This window comes from Azospirillum endophyticum (assembly GCF_016595245.1).
In the GTDB taxonomy this organism is placed as follows: domain Bacteria; phylum Pseudomonadota; class Alphaproteobacteria; order Azospirillales; family Azospirillaceae; genus Azospirillum; species Azospirillum endophyticum.
Window position 1 is genome coordinate 768,657 of sequence record NZ_JAENHM010000073.1, and the last position, 12,151, is coordinate 780,807.

At 65.3% G+C, this 12,151-nt stretch carries 10 protein-coding genes; 5 read left to right on the forward strand and 5 right to left on the reverse strand.

Annotated features, from left to right (window positions below; translation table 11 throughout):
* Window positions 1-104 precede the first annotated feature (104 nt).
* From JHL17_RS30480 to JHL17_RS30490, 3 genes are all read left to right on the forward strand, one after another.
* Window positions 105-1,397 carry a cation:proton antiporter gene (locus tag JHL17_RS30480; protein WP_200198350.1) on the forward strand — a complete coding sequence of 431 codons (1,293 nt, stop codon included), beginning with the start codon at window positions 105-107 and terminating at the stop codon, window positions 1,395-1,397.
* Window positions 1,398-1,606: 209 nt separating this feature from the next.
* On the forward strand, window positions 1,607-2,836 hold the full coding sequence (locus JHL17_RS30485) for an ABC transporter substrate-binding protein (RefSeq protein ID WP_200198351.1): 1,230 nt from the start codon (window positions 1,607-1,609) through the stop codon (window positions 2,834-2,836).
* 509 nt (window positions 2,837-3,345) lie between these two features.
* Window positions 3,346-4,008, forward strand: coding sequence for a phasin family protein (locus JHL17_RS30490; protein ID WP_200198352.1), 663 nt, complete (start codon window positions 3,346-3,348; stop codon window positions 4,006-4,008).
* 120 nt (window positions 4,009-4,128) lie between these two features.
* On the opposite strand, the gene JHL17_RS30495 is transcribed toward JHL17_RS30490, so the two are convergent.
* Both JHL17_RS30495 and JHL17_RS30500 read right to left on the reverse strand, forming a co-directional pair.
* Window positions 4,129-4,971 carry a 23S rRNA (adenine(2030)-N(6))-methyltransferase RlmJ gene (locus JHL17_RS30495; protein WP_200198353.1) on the reverse strand — a complete coding sequence of 281 codons (843 nt, stop codon included), beginning with the start codon at window positions 4,969-4,971 and terminating at the stop codon, window positions 4,129-4,131.
* Between the two features lie 93 nt (window positions 4,972-5,064).
* Window positions 5,065-5,757, reverse strand: coding sequence for a transglycosylase SLT domain-containing protein (locus JHL17_RS30500; RefSeq protein WP_200198354.1), 693 nt, complete (start codon window positions 5,755-5,757; stop codon window positions 5,065-5,067).
* Between the two features lie 587 nt (window positions 5,758-6,344).
* Between JHL17_RS30500 and JHL17_RS30505 the strand changes: the two genes are divergently transcribed.
* Complete coding sequence (locus tag JHL17_RS30505; protein ID WP_200198355.1) at window positions 6,345-7,709, forward strand: tetratricopeptide repeat protein; 1,365 nt, start codon at window positions 6,345-6,347, stop codon at window positions 7,707-7,709.
* Window positions 7,710-7,782: 73 nt separating this feature from the next.
* Here the strand turns inward: JHL17_RS30505 and JHL17_RS30510 are convergent, their stop codons facing one another.
* The 3 genes from JHL17_RS30510 to JHL17_RS30520 form a co-directional block, all read right to left on the reverse strand.
* Window positions 7,783-8,958 (reverse strand): glycosyltransferase family 4 protein, encoded by a 1,176-nt coding sequence (locus tag JHL17_RS30510; RefSeq protein WP_200198356.1) that lies wholly within the window; start codon window positions 8,956-8,958, stop codon window positions 7,783-7,785.
* 132 nt (window positions 8,959-9,090) lie between these two features.
* Window positions 9,091-10,107 carry a hypothetical protein gene (locus JHL17_RS30515; protein WP_247893896.1) on the reverse strand — a complete coding sequence of 339 codons (1,017 nt, stop codon included), beginning with the start codon at window positions 10,105-10,107 and terminating at the stop codon, window positions 9,091-9,093.
* Between the two features lie 577 nt (window positions 10,108-10,684).
* Window positions 10,685-10,909 carry an anti-sigma factor family protein gene (locus JHL17_RS30520; protein ID WP_200198358.1) on the reverse strand — a complete coding sequence of 75 codons (225 nt, stop codon included), beginning with the start codon at window positions 10,907-10,909 and terminating at the stop codon, window positions 10,685-10,687.
* A 351-nt stretch (window positions 10,910-11,260) separates the two neighbouring features.
* Here JHL17_RS30520 and JHL17_RS30525 point away from each other — a divergent pair, with 351 nt between their 5' ends.
* Window positions 11,261-12,121 (forward strand): SDR family oxidoreductase, encoded by an 861-nt coding sequence (locus JHL17_RS30525; RefSeq protein ID WP_345773910.1) that lies wholly within the window; start codon window positions 11,261-11,263, stop codon window positions 12,119-12,121.
* Window positions 12,122-12,151: the final 30 nt, after the last annotated feature.

A 12,151-nucleotide genomic window follows, 5' to 3' on the forward strand; every position in this document is an offset into this window, starting at 1 on the left:
ATCCGCGCCTTGGCGTGTTGATGGGAATTGGCCTTCGCGCAGCAGAGGCCGGATGACTTCCGTCCGGCCTGCGGAATTGAGGGCGTCATGGCAATGGGCGGCGCATGTCTTACATCGTCATGTTGGTCGGACTGGGGCTTCTGATCCTTCTGGTGGCATGGCTGCCGATGGTGCTGAAGGAATTGCCGCTTTCGTTGCCGATCATCTGTGTCGGCCTGGGCTTCGCGGTGTTCTGCAGCTTGCCGCTGGAGAACCCGGAACCGCTTGCCTTTCCGCAGGCGACCGAGCACCTGACCGAACTGATCGTTATCGTGTCGCTGATGGGTGCGGGGTTGAAACTGGACCGCCGCATCGGCTGGCGCCGCTGGATCATCACCTGGCGGCTCCTCGGCATCACCATGCCGCTGTCGATCCTGATGATCGGACTGATCGGCCGGTATTGGCTCGACTTTCCCCCGGCGGCGTCGATTCTGCTGGGAGCGGCGCTTGCCCCGACCGATCCGGTTCTCGCTTCCGACATCCAGGTCGGTCCGCCGAAATCGGGGGAGGAGGATGAGATCCGCTTCAGCCTGACCTCCGAAGCCGGGCTGAATGACGGGTTGGCCTTTCCCTTCGTCCATCTCGCCATCGGTGTCGCCCTGCTGAACGGCAACCCACCCTGGGATCTGCTGGAGCATTGGGTGCTGCTGGACGTGCTGTGGAAACTGGCGGCCGGTATCGGCGTCGGGTGGCTGGTGGGACGGTTTCTCGGCTATGTCACTTTCCGGGTGCCGAATCGGGCCAACCTGTCGCGGACCGGCGACGGGTTCGTATCACTTGGTATCACCCTGATGGCCTATGGCCTGACGGAACTGGTCGGTGGCTACGGCTTCCTTGCCGTGTTCGTCGCAGCACTGGCTCTGCGCGATGCCGAGCGAAACAGCGAGTATCACGAGCGGTTGCACGACTTCGTCGAACAGACCGAGCGGTTGATGATGATGCTGATGCTGGTCCTGTTCGGCGGGACCCTGGCCCACGGCCTGATCGGCGCGCTGTCCTGGAGCGTCGCCGTCGCCGCGATCACGATCCTGTTCCTGGTACGGCCGGTGGCCGGCCTCGCAGGGTTGACCAGCGTACCGATGCCGGTGGGCGAGAAGCTGGCGATCGGCTTCTTCGGCATCCGCGGCATGGGCAGCATCTATTACATCGCCTATGCGCTCAACGCCGCAGAGTTCGATGTGCCGAACGCATTGTGGTCGGTCACCGGCCTGATCGTGCTTCTCTCGATTCTCATCCATGGCATCACGGTCACTCCCGTCATGCGGCGGATCGACCGGCGCCGGCAGGGCGCGGAACCGCTGCCGGCCGCCTCCATACACCGCCGAATGGAAAAAGCGGGTGTTTCGGTGGACCCTTGATGAAAATTGTTCGTAACGCTGAAATTCCGCTTTTCGTACAAGGTGATGCCCCTGCATAGTGGACGGGAAAGGGCGGCGCGGACGGCCTGACGGTTTCCAATGAAACCAAATGGGAGTGCCGGAGCGACCGCCCGGGAGCCGACGGACGAACCGATCCGGACGGTCGCCCGCGCCATGCGCAACGCAACGCTGAGGGGAGGAATTCACGTATGATTGCACGTCTTCTGGCCGGTGCCGCCCTTGCCGCCCTGACGATCGGTGTCCTGGCGACCGAGCCGGTCATGGCTCAACAGGGCAAGCTGTCCGGCGATATGGTCAAGATCGGTGTTCTGAATGACCGCTCGGGTCTCTATGCCGATCTCGGCGGAGAGGGATCGGTCATCGCCGCCCGGATGGCGGCGGAGGAGTTCGGCAACAAGATCCTCGGCAAGCCCATCGAGATCATCTCCGCCGATCACCAGAACAAGCCGGACATCGGTGCCAGCCTCGCGCGCCAATGGATCGACCAGGATGGCGTCGATGTGATCGTCGATGTGCCGAACTCCGGCGTGGCTCTGGCCGTTCAGGAAGTGACGAAGGAGAAGAAGAAGATCTTCCTGATGGAGGGTCCGGCGACCTCCCGCCTGACCGGCGACGCCTGCTCTCCCACCGGCTTCCACTGGCCCTATGATACCCATGCGCTGGCCGTCGGCACCGGTCAGGCCATGGTGAAGGAAGGTGGCGACAGCTGGTTCTTCATCACCGCCGACTATGCCTTCGGCCATCAGCTGGAGGCGGACACCTCCGTCGAGGTGAAGAAGGCCGGCGGCAAGGTCGTCGGCACGGTGAAGGCGCCGCTGAACACCGCCGACTTCTCGTCCTTCCTGCTGCAGGCACAAGGGTCGGGCGCCAAGATCGTCGGCCTTGCCAACGCCGGCGGCGATACCATCACCTCGATCAAGCAGGCTTCCGAGTTCGGCCTGACGCAGAGCGGCCAGCAGAAGCTGGCAGGCTTGTTGATCTTCCTGTCGGATGTCCATGCCTTGGGCCTGCAGGTCGCCCAGGATCTGGTTCTGACCACCGGTTTCTACTGGGACCGTGATGACGAGTCCCGCGCCTGGTCCAAGAAGTTCTTCGATCGCTACGGCAAGATGCCGACGATGGTGCAGGCCGGCAGCTATTCCGCCGTCCGCCACTATCTGAAGGCCATCGAGGCCGCCGGGACCGACGATGGACCGACCGTCGCCGCCAAGATGAAGGAAATGCCGGTCAACGACATGTTCGCCAAGAACGGCACGATCCTGCCGAACGGCCGCATGGTCCACGACATGTATCTGGCCCGCGTGAAGAAGCCATCCGAATCCAAGGGCGCCTGGGACTATTACCAGATCCTGCGCACCATCCCCGGCAAGGAAGCCTTTGCCAGCTTCGAGGAGAGCGGCTGCAAACTGCCGAAATGACCGGTCGCGGTGGATATGTGGACGAGCGTGGCGGGACGACGCCAATGACGGGGGAGCGGCATCGCCGCCGCGGTATCGCTATGCAGCGGTGGTGACGCCCTTCGCGGGCTTCCTGAATGATGAATGATCGGCAGGGGAATGCCTGTCGGGCCGGTGACGGACCTCCCGGCACCAGCCCGACCGGCGATAGCGTCATGGTCCGCGTCCTGGTCTTTTGTCGCGAAATCCTCAGGGAAATCCAATAGCGTCCGAAAACCCCGCACGGATTTTGTTAAGACTCAAAACGATATCGGGGCAGTCGGCAAGAATTGTTTCAGGCAGAATGCTGTTCTGTTTCACAACGATGCATACCACGAAAGAAAGTGGCGAGGTTGTTATTTTGCGTCCTGGAACGTTCTGCTTTTCGGGTGTTATAGGACTGAACGCGTGCGGCGGTGCAGCAAAAATGACCGACGCGGGCTTTGGGAAGAAGCGTCCGCCCGGACGAACGTATTCGAGGAGCATCCCGCATGGCTATCGACAATGACATCACCGCGTCCGCGCGTGAAGCGGCCGATCGGGCAAAGGGCACGGTGGAAGAGATGACGCGCGCCGGCGAAACTGCCACCCGCCGCGCCGCCGACGCCGCCCGCTCGATGGGGGAGACTGCGGCGGAGACCGGTTTCCGCAGTGCAGAGATCGGCCAGGAATCCGGCCAGAAGGCATTGGGGGAGGGGGCGGACATCGCCCGCCGCGGCACGGAGACCGCCGGCTCCGTCCTGGGGACCGCCACCGACGTGGCCGGCCGTACGACGGAGCAGTTCCAGCGCGCGCTCGGCCTGTCCAAGGAAGCCCAGGGTGAGGTCGCCAGCCAAACCCGCGAAACCGTGGACGTCATGGTCCAGTGCGGCAGCGTCCTGGCCGACAGCTGGCAGAATGCCTGGCGTGAATGGATGGGGCTGGCGCAGGAGGTCGCATCGCGCAACGCGGAGGGCATGAATGCGCTGATGCGCAGCCGGACCGTTCCCGATTTCTATGCGGCGCAGAGCCGCATGCTGAAGGACAGCATGCAGCTTGTCCTCAGCCGCAGCGTGAAGATTTCCGAGTTGTCGGCGAGCGCCGCGAACACGGCGATCGGCAAGCTGAACACCCGCATGGACTCAGCGGCTCAGCAGACCGAACGCCGTTTCTGACTGCCCGACCTCCGTCGCCGATAGACCATCGGTAACGAACGGTCTCCATCCTGACTGAACCCCGGCCCGCAAGGATCGGGGTTTTTTTCTTGTGGTATGACGGACGCGTGGCGGGGCTGGTTAAGATGCCTCCGGAGCAAGCCAACTCACCGTCGTTCCGCCGCCGGTGGAGGGCAGGGCGGCATGCAGGGCCGGCAGCATCCCCTTCAACGTCTCATCCAGTTTCCAGGGCGGATTGACGATCAGCAGCCCGGAGCCGTTCAGCCGCAGATGGGTGTCTTCCGGGTGCCATGTCAGTTCGGCGATCAGCACTTTTGGAATGCCGGCCTTCTCGACGGCCTCCTGGAACCGCCAAACCGCCGCACGTTCCTTGATCGGATACCATAGGGCGAAGATGCCGGTGGACCAACGGCGGTGAGCCTGCGCCAATCCTTCCGCCATGCGGGCGAATTCGTCCGGCTGTTCGAAGGGCGGGTCGATCAGAACCACCCCACGCTTCTCCCTGGGCGGAACATGGGCCTTCAGCGCCGTATAGGCATCGGACTGGTGGACGGCGACGGCGCGGTCGCCGGCGAATTCGGCCTTCAGGCTGCGGGCGTCGTCGGGGTGCAGTTCCACCAGCACCATGCGGTCCTGCGCCCGCAGGGCGGCCCGGGCAATGCCTGGAGAGCCGGGATACCAGCGGATGGCGCCGTCCGGGTTCAACGCCTGGACGGCGTTCAGATAGGGAGCCAGCGCAGGATGCGGCAGGGATTGGCCGAACAGCCGGCCGATGCCCTCATCGCTCTCTCCCGTCTTGCGGGCCGCTTCCGACATCAGGTCGTAGCGGCCGATGCCGGCATGGGTATCGAGGACGCAGAACGGCGCCGGTTTGGCGCGCAGATGATCCAGGATCAGCGCCAGCACGGCGTGCTTCATCACGTCGGCCGGGTTGCCGGCGTGGAAGATGTGGCGATAGTTCATGCGTCGGGGTTTAACCGATCACACGGCACTGCGCCAGCGGTCTTGCCGGAAAGATGCGCAGATCACACGCTCTCGCGATCGCCGGCATGGGGATCAGTTGATCGCCGCGACCTGTTGGGCGTTGTGGAAACTGCGGCGGGTGCGCGGGGCGACGCTGACGGGATCGGTGTCCTCGCAGCGGGAAGAGGCGAGCAGCTTGGCGCTCTGGGTGTCGAGTTCGGACAGGCTCTGCCAGATCTTGCAGACATAGGCCTGGGCGCGACGACCGGAACCGCCGTTGTAGCGGGCGAGCGCCGTCTTCCAATTGCCTTCCTCGCCATGGAAGCGGACGAGAAGCTGGCCGGCGTAGAAGACGTTGTCCTTCGGCTCGACGATCTTCTCCACCGGCTGGAACTCGCCGCGGTGGCTGGCGACCGACAGCTGCATGCAGCCGACATACGTGTTGGAACGAAGCTGGCCGCGATGATCGCGCAGGTGGCGCGCCGCATCGCCGACATTGCGGGCGTAATAGGCACGGCCCTGGACGCTCATCGCGAAGGGATGGGGGGCGCCGTCCTGACCGCTCTCGACCAGAGCGATGGCCACCAGCAAGCCGGACGGGATGCCGAGCTTCTGTTCGGCCTCGACCGCGTGGGTGACGCAGCTCTCCTTGGAAGGCTGGGAAGCGGTTTGCGCCTCGGCCGATCCGGAGACGCCCAGCGCCACCAGAGGAGCCGTCAGCAGTCCCGCAGCCAGTGCGAAGCGTCCACACGCCGTGGCGCCTACGCGCTGAATTCGTCCCCGCATCCCAAATCTCCTTCTGCTGTCGCCCCGTCTTTTACGGCGGCTGTTTGACCCCCCGCGCGGGGCCGTCGTTCCGGTCACCGAGTCGCTTACGGCGACCGCCTCCTACCCAGATGTTCAGCGCCTCCCAATTGGGCGCCGCGGTCACACTTCCAAAAATTTGATCCATCGTCAACCCGCTTGCACCCTGGTAATACCACAGCTTTCGTCCGTGGGATGTCACGCGGCGCCGTCGGACGGCCGGTTTAGGCCATTCGGTCGAGGCGATAAGCCTTTGAATTGCCACATTTGCCGGCCAAATCGATTGGAGTAATTAGGTTGCCCCTATGACCTCTTCGGACAGGGCGCAAAAAAAGGGCTAATGCGACCGCGTGTCGCCCGAATCACACGTCGGAAGGATTTTCACAGCCCCCTTGCGCGGTGCAGCATATTGGGGCAGTAAAATCCGCCGCCCTATTTCCCGGGACTCGGCTACCGGACATGAAAGCGGTGCCGCAGCGCCGTCCGGCACGCCGCGATGACGGCTAGGGAGGTAACTCCCGGCCGGCGTCAATCCCTTGGCCGAAGCCCCATACCAAGGAAATCCATCCGTGTCCGCGGCTCCCTCCATCGGCGACGGGCAGCAAGCCCAGACTCTCGACAATCTGTTCCGGCTTGGATACGACCGGCTCTACGCCGGGGATCATGCCGGGGCCGCGCCTGCGTTCCGCGCGGCCGTCACCGACGATCCCTCGAATGGCGAAGCTTGGTCGGCATTGGCGGAAGCCATCGGCGGGATCGGCGCGGCCGACCATGCTGCGGCCTGCCTGCGGCGCGCCGTCGCTGTGGAGCCCGCCAACCGGACATGGCGGCCGATGTTGGCGGAGGCCCTGCGGCAGTGCGGCGAAGTTGATGCCGCATGTGCTTATTTCCGCGTTCTCGCGGTGGAGCAAAGCGATTCGGCTTCGGTACGACTCGGCCTTGCGCGCTGCCTCGCCGCGCTCGGTCGCTCCGAGGATGCGCTGGCGGAGTTTCGCGAAGCGGTTGCCCTGCGTCCCGGTGACCGGGATGCCGTCCTGGCGCTGGCGGACGCGCTGACGTCTTCGGGTGATTCGCTGGCGGCGGTGGAACTGCTCCAGCCGCTGGCCCGCCGTATGGAGGACGATGCGGCCGTCCACCATGCGCTGGGACGCAGTTGGCTTGCCCTGCGCGAGCCGTCGAAGGCACTGGCGGCACTGCGTCATGCCAGGGATATTGCCGAAGGGGATGAAGCGTCGGCCGTCGAACGCTTGATCGCCGGACTGGAGGCCGGGGACGGGACCGACCTGTCCGCCGCCTATGTCCGTGCCCTGTTCGACCGCTATGCCGATCGCTTCGACCAGGATTTGGTCGGTAAGCTCGGCTATGCAGCGCCGGATCTCCTGCGAGCGGCGGTCGATCGGCTCATGCCCGACGCGGCGGACTTGCGGATTCTCGATCTCGGCTGCGGCACCGGACTGGCCGGCGTCTCGTTCAAGCCGCTGGCGTCGTACCTGGCGGGCGTCGACCTGTCGCCGCGGATGGTCGAGAAGGCACGGCAGCGCGGCCTCTATGACGACCTGACCGTCGGCGATGTCGTGGCGGCGATGGAGCGGACACCCGGCGAGTGGGACCTTCTGGTCGCGGCCGACGTGCTGGTCTACATCGGAGACCTCGCTCCCGTCTTCGCGGCCGCGGGCGGCGCCCTTCCGCCGGGCGGCCGGTTCGCCGCGACCGTGGAGCGCCTGCCGGACGATCCAGCCTCACAGTCGATGAAGGATTTCGCCCTGGGCGCCAACCGCCGCTATGCCCATGCCGAGGCTCATGTCCGCAAGACCGCCGAGGCTGCCGGTTTCACCATCCGCCTGATGGAGCCCTGTACCCCGCGGCGGGAGAAGGGGGTGCCTGTCCCCGGACTTCTGTTCGTGGCGGAGCGCGCGACGCCGCAATCGGACTGAGCCAGAGCGTGATCGGTTCAAGCGGTGGCGCTCGAACCGTGAATCACACGGAAAAACCAAAGCCTAGGGTCTGTCAGAGGCTGCAGATCTCGATGAAGGACTTCGCGAAGCTGCCCCAGGTCCGCTCGCCCTGGATGAAGGCGAGTGCCCGGTCGGCGCGGCGCCTGGCCTCCTGAGGCGAGGCATGGATCGCTTCGAGCTGGGCGACGATCTCGTCGACCGAGGATTCCTTCCAGCCTTTGCGGTTGCCGTTGTGGAACAACTGGGTCTGCCTGGTCAGCGGCCAGCAATGCGGGTCGTCTGCTGGGCCGATCAGGTCGAGATGGCCGGTGTTGGCCGACAGAACCACCGGAACGCCGCAGCCCATCGCCTCCATGGCGACGAGGTTGGTCGCTCCCTCGCATCGGTTGGGGAAGATCGCGGCATGGCAGTCGGAAAGGATGGAGGCGATCCCGCCGCGGCCGACCATGCCGAGATCGACCACCGAACCGGCCGGAAGGCCGTAATGGGCGGCCCAGTCCACTACCTGCAGCCGGCCGTCGGTACCGATGTTTGGCGGCACGCGCGTCAGCGGGGATTCGCCGATGCCGAGCGCGACCTCCGGCCATGGACTTTGCCAGGCGGTGACAAGCAGCGCCTCCGGATGGCGTTGCCGGAAGAGACGGAAGGCCATCAAGGCGATGTCCTGGCCTTTGCGGAATTCCAGTTTTCCGCCGGAGAACAGGACGAATCGGTCGCCGAAGCGGCCGGAGGGCGGCATCGGCCGTATTTCGGTGGGGTCGACCCCTTGAAAGGCGAGGCCGATTTCGGTGAGCCCCTGTTCCAGCAGCAGGTCGCGGTTGTAGGTGGAATGCACGACGATGCGGTCGAAAGCCCGCGCGCGCTCCAAAACCGCCGCATCGAGTCGCGTGTCCTCGAAGGCGATCACGCCGATGTTGCGGTCTCCCTGGAAACGGCGGGAAGGCGCCCCGGCAAGGAAGCCGTTACCCAGTGCATGAAGGATGTCGACGTCGGGAATAGCGACGGTGCCGTCGCCATAGGGAGCGAGCATCGCCATATAGCGGCGATGTTCGTCCTCCAATGACTGCAGCGCGGCCCTGTTCTCCGGGCGCAGGCTGTCCATCATCGGCGTATCCAGCAAAAGCGGGGGATTGCCCTGGGCCGTCAGGTGCAACGCGGTGTGGACGCCGATCAGCCCCCAGCCATGGATTTCGGACAACTGCCAAGTCAGGGCGAAACGGCGGGTCATGGCGGCCTGTGGTTCGGGAATGGCGGGGCAACCAGCCTAGACGCGCGATCGTGGGCTTTTCAACCGGTGTTGCTCGTGATTTGCGGAAAGGCGGGAAGGTGATGCTCCGATTGGTTGTGCCGGCCGTCGGCGTCAGATGGCCTGGGCATAGCGGCCGCCATCGCCGGGGAGATGCCAGCGGGCATGCAGCTGCCCCTTGGCGTCGAAGCTGCAGGCGATCCAGCCCGGTCCATACAGCAGGCGTCGCCCGGTCTCGGCGAATGGGGGCATCTCGAACCGGTAGGCGGGCAGGGGATGGCCCGGGCGGGTGGTGAGCGGCTCCGTCAGCCGGGACCGCCATCCGCCGGGATGTTCCGAGTGAGTGAAATGGGGGGCATAAAGCTGCCACATTTCCAGCCCGCCGCCGCGCAACACGCCTCGCCCGCCCGTTCCGCCCGCAAGCCCATGCGACGCGATGGTGATGCGGCAGCCGCTGCGGCGGGAGAAATCGCCCAGCATCCGGACCATCCGCTCCCAGTCGGCGTGACGGCCGGCAGCGGACCAATGATCGCCCAGCCGGCTGCGCAGCCGGACCGGGAGGACGCTGCCCAGCCGGTCGAGCATGGCGGCGGCCGGGGTCAGCAGCGGAGTTCCACTGACAAGGATCAGATGCCGGCAGGCCGCGAAGCGGTCGAGCCAATCCGGCAGAATGCTCCAGCTCCTCTCCGAAAGCATGCGCCGGCCGTTGCGGTCGGTCCACAGGTCGAGCGCGAGCAGACCGGCTTCGCCCATGACGAAGCCCTGTGCCAGCGTGCCGCAGGCCGATCCCCACAGGCAATCGGGCGGACCTTCGGCGACCGAACCGGTCTGAAACAACTGGACTTGACGCCGAGTCGCCATCATCAGCGGTCGCAGACTGCGCGAGGCTGCGTCTCCTTCCTCCCGGCCGCCCCAGGCGCCGGCCAACGACCGGCCGAGGTCGGAGCCGTCCCACATCATGACCGAGGGGATCGACGCCAGGGCCGACGCGGCGGCGGCACCGCTCCACACCCGCAGCATATGATCGAAGCCGGCCGCCATCAGGTCTTCCGCCACACCGGGCAGGGCCGGGCCGAGACGTCGGGAAGCGTCGCTCAGCAGGGCGTGCGCCTGGCGAGAGGCGGCTGTCACGGCGTCGCCGTCGATCTGCCCGCCGGCTTGGACCAGCAGGTGATAACGGTCGCCGGAGTGCCGGCCGAGGAGGTCCGCCCAAGGCGCAGGCGGCGATCCGACAGACGGTTGGGAGCTGGCCCCGCTGCCGGCAGTCAATCCGCTTCCGTAAAGAATGGCCAAACGTGGGAGTGAATGTCGACCCGGAACGACCACGGTCCAGCGAGGTCCGTCGGGAAAGCCATAGGCGACGTCGGTGTCCCGCATGCCGCGGGGCACTGCGAAGTCGAAGCGCCAAACTTGCCGGCGGCGCCAACCCATGAGGTGTCGCGGCGGGACGGGCAGTGTGACGCCGTCGACCCGGAGATCGTCGGGTTCGACCTCCCCGTCCAGAACGAACAGCGCCGATAGCCACCAGCGGTCGCGCTGCTCACCACGGAAGTACAGGATGGGACCGAGCAGGATGCTCGGTTCCGCTCGTCTGGGCGCCATGCTTCATCCGTCCGGACCGGCCCCTCCCCCAAAGACGGGCCTGCCGCATGCAATAGCGCAAGGTGCTGCCGGACGGAGAGAAAATATCGTTGCCGGAAATCGGCCGTCAGCCGTTTCGCTTGCGCAGCAGCTCGATCATTCGGTGGGGCACCTCTTCGTTCAGGACTGGATCATACAGGCGGTGGAGTTCTTCCACATGCTGCCGATGGAGGGCGAGCAGCGCCTTCGCGCCGGGATCGCTCTCGACCACGCTTTCGAATTCGGCGCGCTCCCGCTCGTCCAGGGCGCCATCCAGATAGGCGTTGATATCAGTCATCGTCACACGCTTCATCTCTGTCGTTCCCGGATGGGTCGCCGGGGGTTTCCCCTGGGACACGATCAACCGTGACACGTCCGGTGGCTCCGCCGTTTCCGGAAAGTTCGGCCGAAAGGACTTTCACCCAATCTTATGGGCATGATCCACGGCCATACCAGTCCGACAAACGGCGCGATCGATGCTCACTTTCGAGGCGAGCATACCGGCACCGCCATCCTCTTTCGCGTCGCCCGGCCAAGTAACAGGGCAACCTAGCCCATTGTTCCGGCTTCCATTGGTGCGGAACGCCACGCAATGGAGACTGTTGTGATCATGCAACTCAGCCCAGCAGCGCCCCAAACGGGTTGCCGTAGAAGGAGAATGCCCATGGCTCCGCCGGAGAGCAGACAGCCGCCCCAGCACCAGGACAGCCGGCCGGGCCATCAGGCTCCGATGAACCCGCAACCGTCGGAAACGCGTCCGGCCTATCGCGGCAGCGGCAAGCTGCGCGGCAAAGTCGCGCTCATCACCGGCGGCGACAGCGGCATCGGCCGGGCCATCGCGGTGCTGTACGCGCGCGAGGGCGCCAAGATCGGCATCCTGTACCTGAACGAAGATGACGATGCCCGCGAGACCCGCCGGCTGGTCGAAGCCGAAGGCCAGACCTGCACCGTTCTGAGCGGCGACGTCGGCCAGGAGGAAACCTGCCGCCGGACGGTCGAACGCCTCGTCGGCGAGCACGGCCGCATCGATATCCTCATCAACAACGCGGCAGAGCAGCATCCGCAAAAATCGATCGAGGACATCACCGCCGAGCAGTTGGAACGAACCTTCCGGACCAACGTCTTCGGCCAATTCCATATGGTGAAGGCCGCCCTGCCGCACATGCACGAGGGGGCTTGCATCATCAACACCACCTCCGTCACCGCCTATAAGGGCAGTCCGGAACTGCTCGATTATTCGGCCACCAAGGGCGCCATCGTCGCCTTCACCCGGTCGCTGTCCATGGCACTGACCGAGCGCGGCATCCGCGTCAACGCCGTGGCACCGGGTCCGATCTGGACACCGTTGATTCCGTCGACCTTCGACGAGAAGAAGGTCGAGACCTTCGGCGGCAACGTGCCGATGAAGCGCGCCGGCCAGCCGGACGAGGTGGCGCCGGCTTTCGTGTTCCTGGCCTCCGACGATTCTTCCTATATGTCGGGGCAGGTACTGCATCCGAACGGCGGCACGGTGGTGAACGGCTGAGCCGAGCGGTTGACGGTCGGGCCGCTCACA

Bases quoted from the DNA above. Each gene is read 5' to 3' on its own strand.
- JHL17_RS30485 (WP_200198351.1), top strand. From the start codon at position 1,607: ATGATTGCACGTCTTCTGGCCGGTGCCGCCCTTGCCGCCCTGACGATC.
- JHL17_RS30480 (WP_200198350.1), top strand. From the start codon at position 105: ATGTCTTACATCGTCATGTTGGTCGGACTGGGGCTTCTGATCCTTCTG.
- JHL17_RS30525 (WP_345773910.1), top strand. From the start codon at position 11,261: ATGGCTCCGCCGGAGAGCAGACAGCCGCCCCAGCACCAGGACAGCCGG.
- JHL17_RS30490 (WP_200198352.1), top strand. From the start codon at position 3,346: ATGGCTATCGACAATGACATCACCGCGTCCGCGCGTGAAGCGGCCGAT.
- JHL17_RS30520 (WP_200198358.1), bottom strand. From the start codon at position 10,909: ATGAAGCGTGTGACGATGACTGATATCAACGCCTATCTGGATGGCGCC.
- JHL17_RS30500 (WP_200198354.1), bottom strand. From the start codon at position 5,757: ATGCGGGGACGAATTCAGCGCGTAGGCGCCACGGCGTGTGGACGCTTC.
- JHL17_RS30495 (WP_200198353.1), bottom strand. From the start codon at position 4,971: ATGAACTATCGCCACATCTTCCACGCCGGCAACCCGGCCGACGTGATG.
- JHL17_RS30510 (WP_200198356.1), bottom strand. From the start codon at position 8,958: ATGACCCGCCGTTTCGCCCTGACTTGGCAGTTGTCCGAAATCCATGGC.